Annotated in this window: 21 protein-coding genes, 1 tRNA gene and 2 pseudogenes; 13 read left to right on the top strand and 11 right to left on the bottom strand. The window is 53.3% G+C overall.

Annotated features, from left to right (window positions below; all coding sequences use genetic code 11):
* Positions 1-5: 5 nt before the first annotated feature.
* From IAE48_RS16220 to IAE48_RS16180, 9 genes are read left to right on the top strand one after another with little or no spacing between them, the layout of a single operon-like run.
* Positions 6-998, top strand: coding sequence for a hypothetical protein (locus IAE48_RS16220; protein ID WP_200134968.1), 993 nt, complete (start codon positions 6-8; stop codon positions 996-998).
* 9 nt (positions 999-1,007) lie between these two features.
* The gene (locus tag IAE48_RS16215; protein WP_200134967.1) at positions 1,008-2,960 is read left to right on the top strand and encodes a vWA domain-containing protein; all 1,953 of its coding nucleotides are present in this window, start codon (positions 1,008-1,010) and stop codon (positions 2,958-2,960) included.
* The gene (locus tag IAE48_RS16210; protein WP_233631612.1) at positions 2,960-3,646 is read left to right on the top strand and encodes an ABC transporter ATP-binding protein; all 687 of its coding nucleotides are present in this window, start codon (positions 2,960-2,962) and stop codon (positions 3,644-3,646) included. The genes IAE48_RS16215 and IAE48_RS16210 overlap by 1 nt, the downstream gene beginning before the upstream one ends.
* Positions 3,627-4,859, top strand: coding sequence for an FtsX-like permease family protein (locus tag IAE48_RS16205; protein WP_200134966.1), 1,233 nt, complete (start codon positions 3,627-3,629; stop codon positions 4,857-4,859). Before IAE48_RS16210 ends, IAE48_RS16205 begins: the two co-directional genes overlap by 20 nt.
* Positions 4,849-6,390 (top strand): SUMF1/EgtB/PvdO family nonheme iron enzyme, encoded by a 1,542-nt coding sequence (locus IAE48_RS16200; RefSeq protein ID WP_200134965.1) that lies wholly within the window; start codon positions 4,849-4,851, stop codon positions 6,388-6,390. Before IAE48_RS16205 ends, IAE48_RS16200 begins: the two co-directional genes overlap by 11 nt.
* Positions 6,391-6,412: 22 nt before the next feature.
* Complete coding sequence (locus IAE48_RS16195; protein ID WP_076769169.1) at positions 6,413-7,120, top strand: hypothetical protein; 708 nt, start codon at positions 6,413-6,415, stop codon at positions 7,118-7,120.
* Between the two features lie 10 nt (positions 7,121-7,130).
* Positions 7,131-7,616 carry a hypothetical protein gene (locus IAE48_RS16190; protein ID WP_200134964.1) on the top strand — a complete coding sequence of 162 codons (486 nt, stop codon included), beginning with the start codon at positions 7,131-7,133 and terminating at the stop codon, positions 7,614-7,616.
* 48 nt (positions 7,617-7,664) lie between these two features.
* Positions 7,665-8,144: a hypothetical protein gene (locus IAE48_RS16185; RefSeq protein WP_232045216.1), complete on the top strand. Its 480-nt coding sequence runs from the start codon at positions 7,665-7,667 to the stop codon at positions 8,142-8,144.
* Positions 8,145-8,159: 15 nt separating this feature from the next.
* Positions 8,160-8,585, top strand: a complete 426-nt coding sequence (locus IAE48_RS16180; RefSeq protein ID WP_200134963.1) for an IrmA family protein — start codon at positions 8,160-8,162, stop codon at positions 8,583-8,585.
* Between the two features lie 60 nt (positions 8,586-8,645).
* On the opposite strand, the gene IAE48_RS16175 is transcribed toward IAE48_RS16180, so the two are convergent.
* Positions 8,646-9,290 carry a LysE family translocator gene (locus IAE48_RS16175; RefSeq protein ID WP_200134962.1) on the bottom strand — a complete coding sequence of 215 codons (645 nt, stop codon included), beginning with the start codon at positions 9,288-9,290 and terminating at the stop codon, positions 8,646-8,648.
* A 140-nt stretch (positions 9,291-9,430) separates the two neighbouring features.
* Between IAE48_RS16175 and IAE48_RS16170 the strand changes: the two genes are divergently transcribed.
* Together IAE48_RS16170 and IAE48_RS16165 are read left to right on the top strand one after the other, a co-directional pair.
* Positions 9,431-9,754 (top strand): NIPSNAP family protein, encoded by a 324-nt coding sequence (locus tag IAE48_RS16170; RefSeq protein WP_200134961.1) that lies wholly within the window; start codon positions 9,431-9,433, stop codon positions 9,752-9,754.
* Between the two features lie 102 nt (positions 9,755-9,856).
* Positions 9,857-10,273 (top strand): hypothetical protein, encoded by a 417-nt coding sequence (locus IAE48_RS16165; RefSeq protein WP_200134960.1) that lies wholly within the window; start codon positions 9,857-9,859, stop codon positions 10,271-10,273.
* A 302-nt stretch (positions 10,274-10,575) separates the two neighbouring features.
* Here the strand turns inward: IAE48_RS16165 and IAE48_RS16160 are convergent, their stop codons facing one another.
* Together IAE48_RS16160 and IAE48_RS16155 are read right to left on the bottom strand one after the other, a co-directional pair.
* A complete protein-coding gene (locus IAE48_RS16160; protein WP_200134959.1) occupies positions 10,576-11,337 on the bottom strand; it encodes a hypothetical protein in 762 nt (253 codons plus the stop codon).
* Positions 11,338-11,505: 168 nt separating this feature from the next.
* Positions 11,506-11,970 (bottom strand): helix-turn-helix domain-containing protein, encoded by a 465-nt coding sequence (locus IAE48_RS16155; protein ID WP_200134958.1) that lies wholly within the window; start codon positions 11,968-11,970, stop codon positions 11,506-11,508.
* 307 nt (positions 11,971-12,277) lie between these two features.
* Here IAE48_RS16155 and IAE48_RS16150 point away from each other — a divergent pair.
* Together IAE48_RS16150 and IAE48_RS16145 are read left to right on the top strand one after the other, a co-directional pair.
* Positions 12,278-12,710: pseudogene (locus tag IAE48_RS16150) on the top strand (hypothetical protein).
* A gap of 111 nt (positions 12,711-12,821) precedes the next feature.
* The gene (locus IAE48_RS16145; protein ID WP_200134957.1) at positions 12,822-13,838 is read left to right on the top strand and encodes a hypothetical protein; all 1,017 of its coding nucleotides are present in this window, start codon (positions 12,822-12,824) and stop codon (positions 13,836-13,838) included.
* Positions 13,839-13,945: 107 nt separating this feature from the next.
* On the opposite strand, the pseudogene IAE48_RS16140 reads toward IAE48_RS16145, so the two are convergent.
* From IAE48_RS16140 to prfB, 8 genes and pseudogenes are all read right to left on the bottom strand, one after another.
* A pseudogene (locus IAE48_RS16140) lies at positions 13,946-14,167 on the bottom strand (recombinase family protein); the annotation flags it as partial.
* 36 nt (positions 14,168-14,203) lie between these two features.
* Complete coding sequence (locus IAE48_RS16135; RefSeq protein WP_200134956.1) at positions 14,204-14,356, bottom strand: hypothetical protein; 153 nt, start codon at positions 14,354-14,356, stop codon at positions 14,204-14,206.
* Positions 14,357-14,432: 76 nt separating this feature from the next.
* Positions 14,433-14,861, bottom strand: coding sequence for a hypothetical protein (locus IAE48_RS16130; RefSeq protein WP_232045215.1), 429 nt, complete (start codon positions 14,859-14,861; stop codon positions 14,433-14,435).
* Positions 14,861-15,559 (bottom strand): hypothetical protein, encoded by a 699-nt coding sequence (locus tag IAE48_RS16125; protein ID WP_200134955.1) that lies wholly within the window; start codon positions 15,557-15,559, stop codon positions 14,861-14,863. Before IAE48_RS16125 ends, IAE48_RS16130 begins: the two co-directional genes overlap by 1 nt.
* Before the next feature lie 514 nt (positions 15,560-16,073).
* Positions 16,074-16,147: transfer RNA gene (locus IAE48_RS16120), tRNA-Gly, on the bottom strand.
* A 92-nt stretch (positions 16,148-16,239) separates the two neighbouring features.
* Positions 16,240-16,971: an amidase activator ActS gene (gene actS, locus IAE48_RS16115; RefSeq protein WP_094193196.1), complete on the bottom strand. Its 732-nt coding sequence runs from the start codon at positions 16,969-16,971 to the stop codon at positions 16,240-16,242.
* A gap of 117 nt (positions 16,972-17,088) precedes the next feature.
* Positions 17,089-18,606: a lysine--tRNA ligase gene (gene lysS, locus IAE48_RS16110; RefSeq protein ID WP_076769171.1), complete on the bottom strand. Its 1,518-nt coding sequence runs from the start codon at positions 18,604-18,606 to the stop codon at positions 17,089-17,091.
* Between the two features lie 9 nt (positions 18,607-18,615).
* A protein-coding gene (gene prfB, locus IAE48_RS16105) for a peptide chain release factor 2 (protein ID WP_124967331.1) occupies positions 18,616-19,714 on the bottom strand; the annotation gives its coding sequence in 2 pieces (ribosomal slippage) (positions 18,616-19,638 and positions 19,640-19,714; 1,098 coding nt in all).
* Positions 19,715-19,763 lie beyond the last annotated feature (49 nt).

The raw sequence follows: 19,763 nt of genomic DNA, 5'->3' as shown, positions 1-19,763 counted from the left end.
AGCAGGTGATCAAACCCGAACTTAAAGCCCTTCAGCCCGTCATCCCGGGCTATGCGCAACTACTGTTGAAAGCGTGGAAAGGGGGCATGGATGGCGTGATGATCTCGGTGCTGCGTAACCAGGATTCGCTCTATCTCGACAACGATGGCGGCTGGAGCAGCGCGGAAGTCTTTCTGGCGCTGCCGACGCTCACCCTTGACGAGGGCGTACCCACCGTGCAGGTCGGCCCGTCGCTGGTTGATCCCCTGCTGGCCAACCGCCAGGCAGCCTATCGCATCGCCATCAAAGATGACGCCTCGCGCGATATGGGGATCCTGATGATCAGCGAAGGCTTGCTCAGCTCCCAGGCGGGCGGCGAGAACCCGCTGCCGGTCAACACCCGTTCCCTGAATGACACCCCGCCGACGCCACCTGCCGTTGAGCCAACGCCGCCACCGGTACCGGAACCCGCACCGGTGGTTTCTGAGTCGCCTGCACCGCAGCCTGTCGAGGAGCCAAAAGCGAAGAGAGGTAAAGGGCTGATTATTGCACTGGTGGTGCTTCTGCTGCTGATCGCCGCCGCCGCTGCGGCATGGTGGTTTATGCGTAGCCCCGAAGCGCCAGCCGAAGAGACACCGCCACCTGCGGCAGCCCCTGCGGCCGCGGCGAAAGCCAGCGGCCCGTGCGGCGACGATCTGATGACCAAAGGCAATGAACTGGCATTTGTGAAAGGGTGCCTGCGCAGCCAGCCAAGCAGTGCGCAACTGCTGGAGGTGATCGCGAAAGCAAAAGCGGCGAAGCAGTGTGATGTCGCTCAACGCTTGTACGCCTATAAAGCGCAGTCTGGCGATACCCAGATGGCGATGCGTTATGCCGAAGAGTATGACCCAAAAACCGCACAGAGCGGGGGTTGCTTTAGCCCGGATGCGCAAACCGCCATCTACTGGTACGAGATTGTGGTCAACCAGGACTCACAAAACAGCGGGGCGAAAGCCCGTCTTGCCGAGCTGAAAAAATAGGATTAAAGGATGAAAACGAGAGTCTGGCTGGGCGGATTTCTGTGCTTAACGGCCACCACTATGGGCGCGCACGCCGCCGATCAAAAACCGCTGCTGCAGGAGGGGAAACATAGCCTTTATCAGCGTGTTCTCACCTACCCGGGCTGCCAGCTGGCACCGAAAGCGGGCGAGGCCGGTAAAGAGCAGCCGGCGTTTAGCCGCTTCTACGTTTATCAGCGCAGCAAGCAGGGCCAGGATGAGTGGCTGCAGGTCGGGCCGGATAGCTTCGGTCATGTTTCCGGCTGGCTTAAAGCCGCCTGTACCGTCGACTGGAAGATGCAGCTCACGCTGGCGTTTACCAACCCGGCGGGTCGCCACCCGATGCTCTTTTTCCGCGATAAGAGCGACGTCGAATCGTTGCTGAATAACCCAAAACCGGCTGCCGCGCTCGATCCGTTATTGGCCAATCTGAAGAGCAATAAACCCGTGCCGCAGGTGCTGGCGAAAGAGCCGGATTACATGGTCGATCAGCAGAAAAACTTCTATCTGCTGCCAGTGTTAGGCTCTGACGATGTCTTTACCGACAGCGGTTTCCAGGTGCGCGTGCTTAATGTCGCCTCGGTCAGTGAAAAAGCGCCGGAGAAAGCGGTAAAAGCGGCTGACGAGAAGAACATGATGAAGGGCTTTTCGGCGTCGGTAGTGTTTGTAATCGACTCCACCATTTCGATGGGCCCCTATATCGACCGCACCAAAGAGGCGATCGATAAGATCTATCAGCGCATTGAAAAGGAGCATCTCCAGGATCAGGTGAAGTTTGGTCTGGTGGCCTTCCGCTCCAATGTCAAAGCCGTGCCGGGGCTGGAGTATGACAGCAAGATGTACGTCGACCCCAACACGGTGAAAGATGGCAAAGATTTCCTCGCCAAAGTACACGATCTGAAGCAAGCCACGGTCTCCAGTAGCAAAGTGGAAGAGGATGCTTATGGCGGCGTGATGACGGCGCTTGATAAGGTCGACTGGACGCAGTTTGGCGCGCGTTACGTGATCCTGATTACCGACGCCGGCGCGCTGGAGGGCGGGGATAACCTCTCCTCCACGCATCTTGATGCCGCGCAGGTTCGCCAGGAAGCGGCCTACCGTGGTGTGGCGCTCTATACCCTGCATCTCAAAACCCCGAGCGGTAAGAAAAACCATGCCGCCGCCGAGGCGCAGTATCAGGATCTGACGCTCAACCCGTTCCTGCATAAACCGCTCTACTACCCGATCGACTCCGGCGATGTGAACAACTTCGGCGCTATGGTCGATAGCCTGGCGAATGCCATCACCGGCCAGATTAAAACCGCCTGGAGCGGCGAAGAGACGGCGGGCAGCGCGCTGGGTGCCAGCGAAGAGTATGCCGGTAAGAAAGCCGACCCGCTGCTGAGCGATGCGGACAAGCTGAGCAAAGCGATGCGCCTTGCCTATCTCGGCGAAAAACAGGGGACCCAGGCACCGCCGGTGTTTAAATCCTGGATCAGCGACCGCGATTTAGTGAACCAGAACATTCCCGCCACCGAAGTGCGTGTCCTGCTGACCAAAAGCGAGTTGAGCGATCTGAGTGATGTGATGAAGAAGATCGTCAATGCCGCCAACGAAGGGTTGATCTCGCCGGACGATATGTTCGCCAGCCTGCGTTCGCTGGCCGCAACGATGGGCAACGATCCGAACCAGGCGAAAAGCAAAAACGCCACACGTCTGGGTGAATTGGGTCTGCTGGGTGAATACATCGAAGGGCTGCCGTACCTGAGTGAAGTACTGAGCCTTGATGAAGAGACCTGGAAGAGCTGGGATGGCCTTGAGCAGGAGCGGTTTATTCGCCGTCTCAATACCAAACTGAACTACTACCAGCGCTATAACCAGGATGTTGACCGCTGGATCTCGCTGGCACCGGACAGCGATCCGCGTGACAACGTCTACCCTGTGCCGCTGGAAAACCTGCCGTAATGCTACACATACGCGAAATGGCGATCCGCCGCGGCGGCACGCAGGGCTACCGGGTCTCGCTACCGGAGCTGACGCTGGCGCCCGGTGAAGTAGTTGCGCTTACCGGCCCCAGCGGCTGCGGTAAGAGCACCCTGCTGGAGATGATGGGCGCGATCCTGCGCCCGGAACAGCTGTCGGAGTATCGCCTCGGCGAGCGGGATCTTACCCCGGCGCTGCTCGCGAATGATGAAGCCGCGCTGTCGGGTATTCGCGCGCGGGATCTCGGCTTTGTGCTCCAGCACGGCGGGCTGCTGCCGTGGCTGACGGTGCAGGAGAACATCACCCTCACCCGTCGGCTGGTCGGGCAAACGGTGCAATCGCCGTGGCTTAAGACCGCGATTGATCGGCTCGGCATTGCCCCGCTGCTGCATCAGCTGCCTTCCCGCCTGTCGATTGGCGAGCGTCAGCGCGTGGCGTTTGTGCGCGCTATCGCCCACCAGCCGCGCCTGCTGCTGGCAGATGAGCCAACCGCTGCGCTCGATCCCGATAACGCCAGCCGCCTGTTTGCGCTAATGATTGAGATGGTGCGGGCAATGGAGATGGCGGCGGTGATCGTCAGCCATGACTGGCAGCGGGTGAGCGAGTGCAATCTACGCTGTTATCGCGCCGTGATGCAGGAGGGGCAAAGTGTCTTCCAGCCTGCCTGAAACTCGCCCCAAGATGGGGCTACTACTGAATATGGCGCTGCGCGATCTGATCCACGATCGAAAAGTGGCGCTCTGTATTGTCTTCTCGCTGATCGCGGTGATCGCCCCGCTACTTCTCTTGTTTGGCTTAAAAAACGGTATCGTCAGCCAGCTGCGCCACGATCTGCTTGACGATCCACGCACGCGGGAAGTGCGGATGACCGGCAACGGTAACTACGATCTTGCGTGGCTCAACGCGCTCGCGGCACGCCCGGAGGTTGGCTTCTCAATACCGCTTACGCGATCGCTGAATACCCAGGCAGACCTGGTGCGCGACGGGCAACATTTTGCCGCTGGTGCAGAGGTGATCCCTTCCGCGAAAGGCGATCCGCTGCTGCGTGAGAGCGGAGTGCTGCCGCACGGCAGCACCGTGGTACTGAGCAACAGCGCTGCCCGTAAGCTCGACGTGAAAGCGGGCGACACGTTCCGGCTGTTCGTCAGCCGTAAACGCGACGGGCAGAACCAGCGCACATCGCTCTCCGTCAGCGTCGGTGCCATTCTCGACGAGGCGCGCTTTGCACGCCCTGCGCTGTTTGTCGACCTGCCTCTGCTGGTGGCGCTGGAAGATTATCGCGACGGTTTCCAGGCGCCGCTGCTCGGCGTTACCGACGGTGAAAACGCGCGCGAGCGGCATAACTTTGCGCGCGCACGGCTCTATGCCGCCACGCTGGATGATGTTGCCCCCCTGGCGCAATGGCTTGAGTCGCAACATATCGAAGCGATAACCCAGGCCTCGCAGATTGAAGCGGTGCGCGCCATCGATCGCGTGCTGGGGGTGATTTTCGCGGTAATCGCCTGGATCTCGGCCTCAGGCTGCATTGCGTCGCTTATTGGCGCGTTTATCGCCAATATCGATCGTAAACGCAAAGATATGGCAGTGCTGCGCCTGCTCGGTTTTCGCCGCCAGGCGGTGACGCTGTTTATCATGATCCAGGCGCTCTGCCTGACGGGCGTTGCGTTTATTGCTGGCCTGTTGATTTATGGCGCGGGCAGCGCGCTGTTTAACCACCTTCTGGGCGCTAATCTCCCCGAAAGCGCTTTTGTTTGTCACCTTGATCCTGGCCACTTTGCCGCCGCCTTCCTGAGCGTGCTGGCCGTGGCGCTGGGCGTTGCCGCGATTGGCGCGCTGCGGGCGTTAAAGATCGAACCTGCGGAGAGTTTACGTGAAATTTAACCTGTTACTGACGCTGGCTGCGGCCGGGTTAGGCTTTTCCTGCGCGGCAAACGCAACGTGGGATGAGAAGTTCTGGAACCCAAAACCCTTGGCCGATGATGTGATCCTGCCGCTGCCCTGCGATGGCGCAATGGCGTTTCGTAAGGTTGCTATTCCTCTGGATAAGCCGTTAGCCGATTACAGCATTACGCTTGGCGAAGAGGGCAACGAGTGGGGCTATATCGAACAGTCACGCCCGGACCATATCGCCGGTAGCTTCCCGCAAGAGAAGAAAGAGAAAGGCCGTTACTACCTGATGGCCAAATATGAGCTGACGGATTTGCAGTATCGCGCACTTTCCGGTGATTGCGCCAAACCCGATATCAAAGGTCGTCTGCCGAAGGTCAATATCGGCTGGATGGACGCCATGTCGATTGCCGATAAATACAACCTGTGGCTGCGAAAAGAGAAGCCGGACGCACTGCCGCAGGATGATAAGCAGCCAGGCTTTTTACGTCTGCCGACGGAAACCGAATGGGAGTTTGCCGCGCGCGGCGGGCTATCTGTCTCTTCGGCGGAGTTTCGCGATCGCCACTTCCCGATGCCGGAAGGCCTGAATGGCTATGTCTGGTTCGCGGGGGCGCAGTCAGCGAATAACAAACTCCAGCTTACCGGCCTGCTTAAACCGAACCCGCTGGGTCTGCACGATATGCTCGGCAACGCTGGCGAAATGATGTTTGAGCCGTTTCGCTTAAATAAACTTGACCGCCTGCATGGCAAAGCGGGCGGCTATATCGTGCGCGGCGGCAGTTACTTAACGCCGCAGGCCGATATTCGCAGCTCGCTGCGCGGGGAAGAGCCCTATTACACCGCGCAAGGCGAGAACAGCAGCAAAGCGAACGGCATGCGCCTGGTACTGGTCTCAACCACCCTCACCTCGCGGGATCGCATTAAAGAGATTGAAAAAGAGTGGCAGGCGCTGGGTACCGAGAGCAAAGCGGCGAAGAAACCGGGCGAAGGCGCGGACTCATTACAGAACCTGAATGCCATCTCCGCCAAAGTGCAGGATGAAGGCGTGAAAAAGGAGCTGGAGTCGCTGCGTAATGAACTACGAGCCAATAGCCAGCTGCGCGATGAGCAGCGCGACCAGGCGATCCGCACCTCTTTGCAACTGGGCGCCTTTTTGTGCACCAAGATGAAAGATGACGGCGAGTTTCTCGATCGCCTTAATCAGCTTTATAGCAAAACGTGTGCCGCCGGGAGCCAGCTCGATGCCAACTGTTCGCGTCGCCAGGAGCAGCTCGATCAGCATAAAAAAGCGCTGGAGTTTATCACCAGCTATTACGCCGACACGCTGGTGGATATGGGCACGACCTATAACAAGAGCCTGATCGATCCGCAGATGACCGTCGTGCAGCAGCAGATGGCGGCGCGCGGTAAAACCAATCTAAACGGTTACCTGAATACCTACTGGGGCAATCTTCAGGGCTACTGGAAAGATGGCAAAGTGGCGCGCGATGCGTGGCTGAGCGCTTGTAAAAAAAATAATTAAGGACATTCAGGAGAGAGTGGTGATGGTTGCTTTTAAACGGTTACGTACAGCAGTAGTGGCTGGGTTGATTGTGGTGCTGGCGGGTTGCCAGAGTTCGGGCGGTATGGGCGGCAGTGGGAGTGTCGATCCCCGTTTAGCCAATAACCAGGACGTCGAGTTTTTTAATAAATCGGGCGTCATGGCCTGTGCTGGCGGCGCGCTGCTCGGCGCACTGGCCTGTGCAGCAAGTAACTCAAGCAATAAGGCGGTGTGCATGATTGCCGCCGCGGTGGCAGGCTGCGGCGTCGGGGTTGGTGCTAACGCCTACCTTGATAACCAGCGTAAAAAATATGCCTCGCAGGAGGAGCAGTTGAATGCCTCCATTCGCGATATCCAGGCGGAAAACACCCGTATCCAGAATGCGACTAACGTGGCGAAATCGGTTATTGCCAGCGACAAGCTGACGCTGGCGAAGCTTGAGAAGGACATTGCTGCAAGAAAAGTGAAGAAAGATGCACTGCAACAGCAGGTTAAAGGCGTCGATGCCAACATCGCTTATCTGCGTAACACGCTGACCGATATGAAAAAACATCAGCAGCAGTGGCAGGATATCTCCTCTGATATGCACAGAACCGGCGGCGATACCAAGAAGCTCGACGCTGAAATTGCGCAGATGCGCGATCAAATTGGCTCGTTGCAGGGTGAACTCGACAGCCTCTATACCCAACGTACCGCACTGAAAGTTAGCTGAGGATCACGCTATGCATAAGAAGATTTTAATGATGTTGAGCGCGCTGTTACTGGCTGGCTGCGCGACAAATGCGCGTGATTGTGACCCGACCGCCGGCGACGTCAGCATTATTACCAAATTTAACTGTAACTACTCCGGCACCTGGGATAAGCGCGTTGAGCAGAAGCAGCAGACCCTGCAACATGAGCAGCAGTTAAACAAGGAGTTCAACGCGGTCTATGCGGCGATTGAACAGGAGAAGCAGCAGAGCAATGCCAGCGTCGCCAGCAAGCGTAAATCACAGCAGGCGCTGCAACGTTCGATGAATAACCTGATTGCGCAGCTGAAGCAGAAAAACGCAGGCCGGGCCGATGTGCAAAAACAGATCGCCGCGCTTGAGAAGAAGATGAAAGAGGCGCAAAACCGCCCTTCCGCTTCCGAGATGGAAAAACAGATGGAGCTGCAGAAATTGCAGGGTCAGCTGTCGGAACTTCAGCAAACCTTAGCGACGCAATAAACTTCGCCCGCCGGCGCTGCGTCGGCGGGATGACACTATCAGGAACCCATGATGAAACGCATCTCTATGATTGCGATATTGCTCGCTGCAATGTCCGTAGCAACCTATGCGCAGGCGGAAATCCCCGACCCGGATTTGATATTTAACTGTGATTTGCCGAATGAGAAAGGCGTTGTTATTCGCCTGAAGGATAACGTCCCGACTTACTATTACGGCTCTATTGAGCAAGTCGAGATGACGCTACCGCGCATCGAAGGTGATAAAACCCAGGTCCGCGTTGGTGAGATGACCTTCGCTGGGGGCGGCTCCCTCTACTACCGCTTTATTAACGGCAACTTCAGTTATGTGGTCTATAGCGGGATGGGCAGAGGATGGGAGTTCACCGGCCTGAAAGTTTACCAGGGCAAAAAACGCATTATGAAGCGCGAATGTACTAACGGCGGCTTTTTGAACACGAATTATCGCGGTGAAAATCTTGTGAAAGAGAGCGATACCGGCGATGACGATACCTACGGCTATGCCGATTAACAGTGGACGGAACAGATGATCTCACGCCGTTATTTGTGGCCGTTTTTACTGCCTCTTGTGATGCTAAAACCCGCGCTGGCCATTGAGATTTGGCACTCGGATACGGTATGGGCTAACCAGGGGATGTGCAGCGCAACTTTTACTCTCGATAGCGGCACGGAGCCGGTCGGCCAGCTGGATATTGGTATTGAACTGGTTAACGCACGCCAGGAAGTCGTGAGCGTGGATCACTTAGTCGTTGCGCCCTTTGGCACCTCAGAGGCCACGCGCTATCAGTCAACCTCTGCTGAAGGGGAGCACTATTGCGATGATACGTTAAGCATCCGCATTACTTCACTCGCTGAGGTCGACAACGGCGTGCAGAAGCGGTTACCTCTTTCGCTTATCACGCCGCGCCACTTCACGCCATTTACCATCGTGACGGCGCCACGAGATAAGTAACTCCGACAGAAAAAAAGCGCGCCGGTAAGCAATAACGGCGCGCTTTTTTTGTTCTAACCCTTAGCGCTTCGTGAGCGCCAGCCGAATACCTAGCGCAATAAACGTGGTGCCGACAATGCGGTCGAGCAGCTTTTGCAGGCCCCTGTTTTGCGAAACCGCGCCCGCCGCACTGCCTGCCAGCAGGGCGAAAGTGATATCGGTCAGGAACGCAATTAGCGCGTAAGCGAAGCCAAGAATAAGAAATGAGGCAGCATGCTGATTGCCATCCGCCACCACGAACTGCGGGAAGAATGAGATAAAGAAGAGCAGCACTTTCGGGTTGGTGAGCGTGGTGATAAACCCACGGGAGAGCAGCGTGCGGGTGGTCACTTTCCCTTTGCTGGGCGCACTCTCCTCACCCTCAGCGCGCGGTCTGGCGAATGTGCCGAGGATCATCTTACTGCCGAGGTAGAGCAGGTAGGCTGCGCCGAGGTATTTAATTACCGTAAACATCAGCGGTGAGGCGGTGATGAGCGCCGTTAACCCGACGGCGCTGGCCACGGCATGCGTACAGCTGCCCAACGCCACCCCCGCCGCGGAGATCACCCCGGCGCGACGCCCGTTAGCCACGCTTTGTCCGATGACATAAGCCATGTCCGGCCCTGGCGTCACCGACAACAGAAAAACTGACAGGGCAAACAGCCCAAAATGTGTAATATCCAGCATCACTCCCTCCCTATTCAGAAGCATAAGTTAACATCGGAATGAGGCAGTAATCCATACCTGGAATGAATAGTTATGCCGCCAGAAGAATAGTTATGCTTTTCATAACTGACCTCTGATGGCACTTAATAGGGATGAAAATTGTGAAGACGGTTGAAATATTACAATACACCTTGCGTCCGGGAAGCGCCGCGGCGTTTCACGCCATCATGCAGGAGATCAGCGTTCCCCTTCATCAGCGCCACGGCATTGATGTCGTGAGGTTCGGCAACTCATTGCACGATCCCGATTGCTACTGCCTGATCCGCGCTTTTGCCAGCCCGGAAAGTATGACTGCGGTGCTGGAGGCCTTTTATGCCAGCGATGCGTGGCGCAGTGGCCCGCGAGAAGCGATTGTGAGCAGCATTGAAACGAGCCTGAAAACGGTTATGACGCTGTCGGCGGAAGGTGTGGAAGGGCTGCGATAACTACCAGAGCCAGGGGAATGACATCAGGGCGGTGTCAGGCATAATTCGTGCTGATTCAGATTTCCCATATCCGCAGATAAGCTCACTTTTCAGAGAGACGCTATGAATACCAGGACACTGTTTTTAGGTTTTTTTCTGTTTGCCGGCTCGCTGAATAGCGCGATGGCGGACAGCTGCCGGTCTAACATTTTTGGCGGAGAGGATTGCCGCTATGACGATGGCACAACATCCAGCAGCCGCTCTAACATTTTTGGTGGGCAGGACACGAAATATAGCGACGGAAGAACCTCAAGCAGCAGAGCCAATATCTTTGGCGGCCAGGATACGAAAAACAGCGACGGTAGCTCTTCCAGCAGCCGTGCCAATATCTTTGACGGCCAGGACACGCAAAATAGCGATGGTAGCTCCTCCAGCAGTCGCGCGAATATCTTCGACGGTCAGGATACGAAAAACAGTGATGGCAGCTCTTCCAGCAGCCGTGCCAATATCTTCGGCGGCCAGGACACCACCCATAATTAATCGCTTTCCGGCACCAGTGCTGACGGGCGACGTGCTGCCTGGCGGTGCTAATGCCGCGACGCTTCGCTTTACCCGCCCGCTGTAACGGCAATAAAATCTGGCCGCAATAAGCGTCATTATATAAACGTGAAGGATGCGTTGCAGAAAGCAGGGAAATGAAGAGAGAGAAAATGCTGGAGCGGGCGAAGGGAAATCACCCCCGCTCCAAAGATCTCGTAAGCCCATGGATTTATTAACAAAAACTTGATGCATTGTAGGAGATTTTTGTAGGGGGAACTACAACTTTCTTACAATGCCATCCCTCAAAGCGGACAGTTTTCGAGACTCCGGCAAAAGTAATAGTTCTTTGAAGATGCAACAGAAATACGATTTAACTCACGTACTTTATTAACATTGATCTTAGTATCTGGAGCATTAGCAAAGAACACATGCTGAGGAGACACTGGAATAAAAGGCGTTAAACCATCACTATCTCCAGGATAGTAATCAGCAGCTAAAAACTCCCCCTTAGCAGCCGTCCATAATCCCCATCTTATTGGTTTCATGAAATGGCTAGCTTTATCGATCATCATTTGTATCTCAATACCTTTAGCGAAGTGATGCGAAAGTTCTCCACCTTCTGCAATAAATATTGCGTGCTTACTTTCCACAATCTCTTGCTGATCGATAGTTAACCCCCCTCCTGTAACACCATTAAGTAGTAAATCTTTTTTCTCATCATCTCTTGCAGACCCTCTAAGGCGCCACAAATGGAAATAACGAGTTATAGCGTCATGATTTCTATTTATGATGGTGGTATCAATACTATCGATCACCTCAAAAAATGCGGTTTCTATACTATTCATATAACCTTTTTCAGCACGTTGATCCCAAGCTCTTTTTGCACAAAAAATCGCGGCATCTGGCTTACGCTGCACCCATTGCGAAACTGATTTATCAAAAACGGAAATCTTGTTGTTTGCGTTGGCAAACTTTTTTATACAGTGTGCCGCATGGATATGTTGATCAACAGATAACTGATGAGGGTTTCTTTTTTGGACTCTTCTAAAAGTTGGCTGTGTCATGGTCTCTCTTTATCTTAAAGTGATACGGAACGCCTATGTAACGCACCTGTATTTCGAGGTTTTTTCGCCCTTCCAGAAGCAAGAAGTATGTTCAACCGGGGACAGTCAATCGTCTATATATACTGTTCATTCATACAGAATCCAGAATTTATAAACTTATACCTGACGCTACTTTCTCAGTTTGTCCCAACGCACCGCTGACACAATGCCCCAGTTGCCACTGGCATTGGGCCTACGCCATTTTGCTGTCTCAATGCTACGGAGATACTCAAGAGCTTCAGAAAACGTGCCAAAACGCTTCTGAGCCGCTTTATCACCTACGCCAAACGAGCCATCACGGGTGCTCGCCAAACCGGAGTGAAAACAGGAACCATCGGCTGCGTATGGAACCAACAGTTCCGGATCGTTATCTTCTGATGAGTCAGACGCTAACAACTGCCACGGCTCAACATTGAGAGCGTTAGCCAGCACCTCAACCGCATCCAGAGACGCATTAGAACCACCGCGTTCAATGCGGCTCATATAGCTACGTGCGAATCCACACCGATCAGCAAACGCTTCCTGGCTCATTCCGGTGGCAATGCGCAGTTCTTTTACCCGCTCGCCAAACTGTATTCTCAGAGATTTTTTCATGCACTGAATGTGCAATTTTGACCACTGTAAGGCCACGCTCCCTATGAGACATTTTGAATCCATCCTCACGTCAGCGAGCTTAGTCACTCGCATTCATCGCCTGTATCATGACAATCCTTGTTGATTCAAAAAAAAACACCAATAGGGACATTTAAAACCCGATAAGTATGATGATCGTCATCGGTTGGGCATCACCAGCGTTCGCTATCAGGCGCGATGTGGTTTGGAAAGTGAGGGAATCATGGCGGGAGCAGACTTTTTATTACCGATTGCAGCGGGAGCCGCGCTTAGCTAGGCCAGCTATAATGTGGTCGCTCATGTTGTATCAAAACGGCAGATCAGCACGCTTCGCGCAATTGCATGGGGGGGCTCTGGGCACTCTCTCATTGGTGCTGGGCGTATGCGCCTTTTCCGCTGTAGGTGCAGAACAACCGCTAACAAAACAAAATGCCTTATGTTCAGGTAACAGCCCGGAATGCTATGCGAAAACGCACCACAACCCGGTCAAGGGGTGCAAACAGGTAATGGATGAGAAAGCGAATTTTCGCCATGTGTGGCAGGAAAGCGAAGCGCAATCAGTTTTCAACACTTACCTATGGCACGATGAGACAAAGAGAACGATGCAGGCATTTGGACAACGGGCTAAGGCAATCAACAGGCTGGGAATGCAGACCCCACTGCAATACTGTTGTATTTTCAACGCCAACACTGGGGACGTTATCGCGGCCTCCTTTGAATAATTTGAAGCAGATTTGACTTTAGGAGGTCAACATGCATATGGAGTTATCGATATAAAAAAGGTAGTCTCCTAAAACACAAGCACTCACATTTATTATGATAGGAAGCAAGGCATGCAAAATTTAATATTCATTGTAGAAGAAGAACTATTTGATGAGAACTCCACTGAAGATATTATCACCACTTTAATTACTAACGGAGAAGAAATTGAACTTGAAAAAACGGCAAGGAATAACAAAAACGCCTCAGCGATAAAAAACAGAAAAGAAATAGAAGACAAAGAAAATAACATTTTAAATAATCAATTTGCAAGTTTATCACTTGCTATAGCAGCCCGATTACTCCCATTGCCTATTGCAGTCCTCGTTAACGCAGCTCCAGCCGCATACTCATTATATCAATTATTCTCAAAAAAAGATGAAGGTGATATTTCAGCAGTCAACCTTAAACAATCAGCAAATTCATTTGATAAATATTTAAAACGTATAAGCATAACACCAGAAATGGCAGCGCATAAAAATTACCATTTTCAACCTGGGCACCCTCAAGTTAACTTAGCATATATTAGGCATCCACTTTCAGAATATAACGAAACTAAAAAAAACTTATACATCCCAAGTGATAACCTTGATGATATTTTACTACAAGAACGTGAAGCCGAAATGGTTAGAGTATTTGTAACCCTAGGTGCAACCAAGATTGAATTTCATAAAGAAAGCTTAGAAAAAAAATCAAATTCAGTAAGAGCAAAACTGGAGGGTGGCATTCCTTACGGTTCAGGCGAGGCCGAAATATCAACTAATTCAGCCTCTATAGGAATTGATACAAATAAACGAGTAATTAAATTATCTGAACGTCAATGGAAGCAAGACACTCAAATAGATAGATCACAGTTTAGTTGGTTATCATTTGAGCCTTCATGGGAGGCAATTGTATTTGCAAGAGAAAACGGTGGATGTCTTAGTGCAGAGTTAGAACTGAAAAAGAAAACTGTTTTTTCTTCAAGCCAAGAGGGGAAAGCAGGAATTGGTGCCAATCTGTTTAATGGTTCGGCAAGTGCAGGAGTGACACTTAATAATGAGGAAGACGAAATCTATACGGTGCATGTAGAATTTAGCAAACCTGTTTAAAATTCACATCAAATTTTAGAGTTAACTTAAATAATCGCTGACGGCTATCGATTACTTATTGCAATAGCTGTCAGCTAGCAGCCACATAAAATAACCCATTCAATAACTCAAACAATAGCCACTATCGTTGCTCTAGAAACGCCGTATTTACGCGCTAAAGCACTGACACTGTTTCCAATATTCTTTTTCTCGATAATCGATCTACGGGCTTCTGTGGCGACTTTGGACGGTCTTCCCAGCTTCTTCCCTTCGACTTTTGACCGCGACAAACCCGCTTGGGTCCGCTCAATCAGCAGATCACGATCCATCTCCGCAACCGCTGCCAGCATAAAAGGATTCAGAGCTTACGGCTGGTCATCATCCCCCTACCGGTGAGGTTCAGTATCGGTGCTTTCTTCATCCTCCATCATGGATTCGATAAAAGCCCGTTGCTCTGGTGTCAACTCCAGCTCATCCAACCGCTGCTGGAGTTCGACATTCTGGCGCTTCCCTGCGTCTTTTTTTTTGCCGTAGCCCATGTCCGGCCCGATTTTAGCATTAGGATTAATCTCAGACTATCAATCATGCCGGGTCGGTTCAACCAGTAGCGGACATTCAGTTATTCAGTTCCTTAGTTAGTTCTGCTTCACCAGTAGCAGCATCAAAGCGCAGGTAAAAGAGATCACTATTCATCTGCTCAGGCTTCATCCATATCTCCGCCTCCTTCGAACCGCCTTTCTGTCTGGTGTAGCCCAGCTTAGTCAAATAAGCCCTCAATACCCCGACGTCAGATACTCCCCTAAAAATGATCGTGCTTGACGGGGCGTATCCATCTCCGGGGTGCGACTCAAAGTAATAATCGTTCGATATACGCGGAGCCTTTTCAATATCTTTATCAGTCAGGGAGTGATAATTGAAATAATCATTTTCAGTGTATGTGGTAGCTTCATTGATACCGGATGCAACAAAATAGACAAATAGCCAGCAGAGGATAACAACCGTAATTAATACCAAGACGCTCCATTTAAAGAATTTACAAATCATCACTTCACCTTTGTGTAACCAAGTGACATTCCATTGTCTGTAATAACTTTGACAACACCAGAGGTAAGATCGTCCCACGGCCTCAGACATGTCATAAAATGCGGTAGGTTCACCGTATACGGCTGGTGACGCACACACGGATCTTCCGGGTCAGGGAACAGAATCGGACGGAAACCATGATTTTTATGGGAACCAATAGCACCGTAATGATCCCAGCGACGAACAGCGGCATCATAACTGACAGGTTTAAGGCGGTAGCCGTACCGTCCCGGCATGATAGCTCGATGGAATCCGAACAGATCAGAAACCAAGTCTTCACCACTAAAGCCACTATCAGTGTACCAAGAGAAAGCTCGTAGGCTTTGTAAGCCTTCAAATCGAGCTGCTGTGTTCATCATCATCGCCAGCATGATTCTGTTAATGTCTTCGGTACTCCGGCCACGTTTAATCTCCCAACGAGAGAACTTGCCTACGCCGAATTGTGAATTGAATTTCACAAAGTGCATATCCTGCCGATACATCACTATGTAGGAAGGCTTACCGCTACGCTCCCCCGCGATAAACTGGCTTTTAAGCTCCATGATATCACTACCACGAGCATGCCCCATGTCAACCCAGCCAAGCACCTCAGTATAAACGATCCCCCTGCGCAAAACGTCAAACTGCTCCCCATCCTTTATCTCCGCTCTGGTGCTCATTTTTCCATCTCCTTGATAGATTTATGTTGCCAATGTTATAGCCTATTTTTAAGCCAGTCCAGACGGCAGGAAAAGCAAGCCTAATGCCCGATTGGTGATACAACATCAAGCGGAGCGCAGCGACATCATCAGGGTTATGTCAGACAGCGGGGTTTATCAGGGCGCTCGTGTATCGCTAAGGAACCGTGAGCCAGACAGAGACAGAGCCTGCATATCGTTCGCAGGTACGAAATCACCATAAACCTGTTTATCCCCTGCAACATCATCTCGACGCGTGGCATAAAGGAGCATCGGGCGAAATGCGCCTCGCTGTAAGTCTCAGGGAATCGTGCCGTGTGTGCGGCTTTCAGTTCATGTTGGGCTATCGCGGGATGACCAGTGGAACGACCGCCAGCGCTTTGCTAAACGCCCTGTTCACCGTTCAAAAAATCGCGGCAACTATCAGGGTAAATAGCGGTGCTTTGGTCACATTGCCTTAGATCTAACTCATTGAGTCATAAGACTTTTAAAGGACTGGAGCGGGCGAAGGGAATCGAACCCTCGTATAGAGCTTGGGAAGCTCTCGTTCTACCATTGAACTACGCCCGCTTTCGAAGTGCTCAGGCATTATAGACCTTACATCGCGTCTGACAACCCACCGATGCGCTAACAGGTTAATTTCTCGCCTGTTAGCGCGCAGATTAACACTTCGGTACGCTGCCCTGCGGCGGTAAGTAGCGCAGCGGATCGATGGCCGTCGCGCGATAGCGCAGCTGGAAGTGCAGACGCACGGAGTCGGCGTCGCTGCTGCCCATGGTGGCAATCTTCTGCCCGGATTTGACGCTCTGGCCGTTATTCACCAGCAGCGTCTCATTGTGCGCATAGGCAGTGATGTAATCTTCGCTGTGCTTAATCATGATCAGGTTGCCATAGCCGCGCAGCTGGCTGCCGACATAGACCACTTTCCCGGCACCGGCGGCGTAGATCGGCTGCCCGCGCGACCCGGCGATATCAATACCTTTATTACCGCCATCAGAGTTGGAATAGGTGAGGATCACTTTCCCGCTGGTCGGCCAGCGCCAGCAGCGTTGCCCAACGGGCGGCCAGGAGGCTTGCGGCACCGATGAGGAGGGGCGCGCTTTCGCCAGCTTGCCGGAGGAGGAGCCTTTCGACGCCCCTTTCACCTTCAGCCGCTGCCCCACTTCGATGGTGTAGGGCGGCGAAATGCCGTTCATGCTCGCCAGCTCTTTTACGCTGGTACCGGTAATGCGCGAAATGCGGTACAGGGTATCGCCGCGCTTGACCGTGTAGGTCGCGCCTGCGTAGCTTCCGGTCGAATTATTCCCCGCACAGCCCGCCAGCAGCAGCGTAAATGCCAGGCATATGACCATGCAAAATGGGTTTTTCATCAGGCGTCCTGCGCGCAAAACCATTCCTCGAATAAATTAACGGGCGACATATCATAGCAGCCATACGTGGGATGCCAACCCTTTCACAGGGCAATAAAAAAGCCCCGGCGCGTGAACGTCGGGGCTTCTGGCGATTAGCGGTTATTTAACCGGACGCATCGCCGGGAAGAGGATCACGTCGCGGATGGTGTGGCTGTTGGTAAACAGCATTACCATACGGTCGATACCGATGCCCAGACCCGCTGTCGGCGGCAGACCATGCTCCAGCGCGGTGACATAGTCTTCGTCATAGAACATCGCTTCGTCATCGCCCGCGTCTTTCGCTGCCACCTGGTCGGCGAAGCGCTTGGCCTGATCTTCGGCATCGTTCAGCTCGCTAAAGCCGTTACCGATTTCACGGCCGCCGATAAAGAACTCAAAGCGGTCGGTGATTTCCGGGTTGTCGTCGTTACGGCGCGCCAGCGGAGAGACCTCTGCCGGGTATTCGGTGATGAAGGTCGGCTGAATCAGGTGCGCTTCCGCCACTTCTTCAAAGATCTCGGTCACGATACGGCCCAGACCCCAGCTCTTCTCAACTTTGATACCGATGCTTTCAGCAATCGCTTTCGCGCTGTCGAAGTTATCCAGATCGCCCATCTCGGTTTCCGGACGGTACTTCTTGATCGCTTCGCGCATGGTCAGCTTCTCGAACGGCTTACCGAAGTCGAACACCTGCTCGCCGTAAGGCACCTCGGTGGTGCCGAGAATATCCTGCGCCAGCGTGCGGAACAGGGATTCGGTCAGCTCGATCAAATCTTTGTAATCCGCATACGCCATATAGAGCTCCATCATGGTGAACTCTGGGTTATGGCGTACGGAGATGCCTTCGTTACGGAAGTTACGGTTGATTTCGAACACGCGATCGAAGCCGCCGACCACCAGACGCTTGAGATAAAGCTCCGGCGCGATACGCAGGTACATGTCGAGATCGAGCGCGTTGTGATGGGTGATAAACGGACGCGCAGAGGCACCGCCCGGGATCACCTGCATCATCGGCGTTTCCACTTCCATAAAGTCGCGGTTGACCATGAACTGGCGAATGCCGGCCATGATGCGGGAGCGAATTTTGAAGGTGTTGCGCGACTCTTCGTTAGCGATCAGATCGAGGTAGCGCTGACGATAGCGCGCTTCCTGATCCTGCAGGCCGTGAAACTTGTCCGGCAACGGGCGCAGGGCTTTGGTCAGCAGACGCAGCTCGGTGCAGTGGATCGACAGCTCGCCGGTCTTGGTCTTGAACAGCTTGCCGCGCGCGCCGAGGATATCGCCGAGATCCCATTTTTTGAACTGCTCGTTGTAGATGCCTTCCGCCAGATCGTCGCGGGAAACATAGAGCTGAATACGACCGCCCACATCCTGCAACGTGACAAAGGAGGCTTTGCCCATAATGCGGCGCGTCATCATACGACCCGCAACGGCAACTTCAATGCCGAGCGCTTCCAGCTCTTCATTCTCTTTGCCGTCGAATTCGGCGTGCAGCTTGTCAGAGGTCTGGTCACGACGGAAGTCGTTCGGGAACGGAACGCCCTGCTCGCGCAACAGCGCCAGCTTCTCACGGCGGGTTTTCAGTTCATTATTAAGATCGACTGCCGCGTCAGCGCCCTGTGCTTGTTGTTCAGACATGTTGGTTCCTCATAGCCCTGCTTTCAAACTTGCTTCAATAAATTGATCCAGGCTGCCGTCCAGCACCGCCTGCGTGTTGCGGGTTTCAACCCCGGTGCGCAGATCTTTGATGCGGGAGTCATCCAGGACATAAGAACGGATCTGGCTGCCCCAGCCGATGTCGGACTTGGTATCTTCCATCGCCTGCTTCTCAGCATTTTTCTTCTGCATCTCCAGCTCATAAAGCTTCGCTTTCATCTGCTTCATGGCCTGGTCTTTGTTTTTATGCTGAGAGCGGTCATTCTGGCACTGCGTGACCAACCCGGTCGGAATGTGGGTAATACGCACCGCGGATTCAGTACGGTTAACGTGCTGACCGCCCGCGCCGGAGGCACGGTAAACGTCGATACGCAGGTCAGCCGGGTTGATTTCGATATCGATATCGTCATCCACTTCCGGGTAGACAAACGCGGAGCTGAACGAGGTGTGGCGACGGCCGCCGGAGTCAAACGGGCTTTTACGCACCAGACGGTGCACGCCGGTTTCGGTACGAAGCCAGCCGTAGGCGTAATCACCAATGATCTTGATGGTAACGGATTTGATCCCCGCCACTTCACCTTCGGACTCTTCGATGATTTCGGTTTTGAAGCCGCGTGCTTCGGCCCAGCGCAGATACATGCGCGTCAGCATGCTGGCCCAGTCCTGCGCTTCGGTACCGCCGGAGCCGGCCTGAATATCGAGGTAGCAGTCGGCGCTGTCGTACTCGCCGGAGAACATGCGGCGGAATTCAAGCTGCGCCAGCTTCTCTTCCAGCCCGTCCAGCTCGGCGACGGCCTCGTTGAAGGTCTCTTCATCGTCGGCTTCAACGGCCAGTTCCAGCAGGCCCGCAACATCTTCCAGCCCCTGGCGCATCTGATCCAGCGTCTCAACGATAGCTTCGAGCGAGGAGCGCTCTTTGCCGAGCGCCTGTGCGCGCTCTGGCTCATTCCATACGTCCGGCTGTTCCAGCTCGGCGTTTACTTCTTCCAGACGCTCTTTCTTGGCGTCATAGTCAAAGATACCCCCTAAGAACGTCGGAGCGCTCCGTGAGGTCCTGAATGCGATTTTTTACCGGATTAATTTCAAACATGGTCTGTTTTCTTTTATTGGACTTGTCAAAAAGCGGTGATAAGGGCGAG

Origin of the sequence: Kosakonia sp. S57, from assembly GCF_016516575.1 — a bacterium.
Taxonomy (GTDB): Bacteria; Pseudomonadota; Gammaproteobacteria; order Enterobacterales; family Enterobacteriaceae; genus Kosakonia; species Kosakonia cowanii.
This window is presented reverse-complemented; position numbering and strand designations above follow the sequence as displayed.

What these genes read in the sequence shown, in the direction of transcription:
- IAE48_RS16215 (WP_200134967.1), top strand. Translation starts at nt 1,008, where the DNA reads ATGAAAACGAGAGTCTGGCTGGGCGGATTTCTGTGCTTAACGGCCACC.
- IAE48_RS16210 (WP_233631612.1), top strand. Translation starts at nt 2,960, where the DNA reads ATGCTACACATACGCGAAATGGCGATCCGCCGCGGCGGCACGCAGGGC.
- IAE48_RS16195 (WP_076769169.1), top strand. Translation starts at nt 6,413, where the DNA reads ATGGTTGCTTTTAAACGGTTACGTACAGCAGTAGTGGCTGGGTTGATT.
- IAE48_RS16190 (WP_200134964.1), top strand. Translation starts at nt 7,131, where the DNA reads ATGCATAAGAAGATTTTAATGATGTTGAGCGCGCTGTTACTGGCTGGC.
- IAE48_RS16185 (WP_232045216.1), top strand. Translation starts at nt 7,665, where the DNA reads ATGATGAAACGCATCTCTATGATTGCGATATTGCTCGCTGCAATGTCC.
- IAE48_RS16180 (WP_200134963.1), top strand. Translation starts at nt 8,160, where the DNA reads ATGATCTCACGCCGTTATTTGTGGCCGTTTTTACTGCCTCTTGTGATG.
- IAE48_RS16175 (WP_200134962.1), bottom strand. Translation starts at nt 9,290, where the DNA reads ATGCTGGATATTACACATTTTGGGCTGTTTGCCCTGTCAGTTTTTCTG.
- IAE48_RS16165 (WP_200134960.1), top strand. Translation starts at nt 9,857, where the DNA reads ATGAATACCAGGACACTGTTTTTAGGTTTTTTTCTGTTTGCCGGCTCG.
- IAE48_RS16160 (WP_200134959.1), bottom strand. Translation starts at nt 11,337, where the DNA reads ATGACACAGCCAACTTTTAGAAGAGTCCAAAAAAGAAACCCTCATCAG.
- IAE48_RS16155 (WP_200134958.1), bottom strand. Translation starts at nt 11,970, where the DNA reads ATGAAAAAATCTCTGAGAATACAGTTTGGCGAGCGGGTAAAAGAACTG.
- IAE48_RS16145 (WP_200134957.1), top strand. Translation starts at nt 12,822, where the DNA reads ATGCAAAATTTAATATTCATTGTAGAAGAAGAACTATTTGATGAGAAC.
- IAE48_RS16135 (WP_200134956.1), bottom strand. Translation starts at nt 14,356, where the DNA reads ATGGGCTACGGCAAAAAAAAAGACGCAGGGAAGCGCCAGAATGTCGAA.
- IAE48_RS16130 (WP_232045215.1), bottom strand. Translation starts at nt 14,861, where the DNA reads ATGATTTGTAAATTCTTTAAATGGAGCGTCTTGGTATTAATTACGGTT.
- IAE48_RS16125 (WP_200134955.1), bottom strand. Translation starts at nt 15,559, where the DNA reads ATGAGCACCAGAGCGGAGATAAAGGATGGGGAGCAGTTTGACGTTTTG.
- actS (WP_094193196.1), bottom strand. Translation starts at nt 16,971, where the DNA reads ATGGTTTTGCGCGCAGGACGCCTGATGAAAAACCCATTTTGCATGGTC.
- lysS (WP_076769171.1), bottom strand. Translation starts at nt 18,606, where the DNA reads ATGTCTGAACAACAAGCACAGGGCGCTGACGCGGCAGTCGATCTTAAT.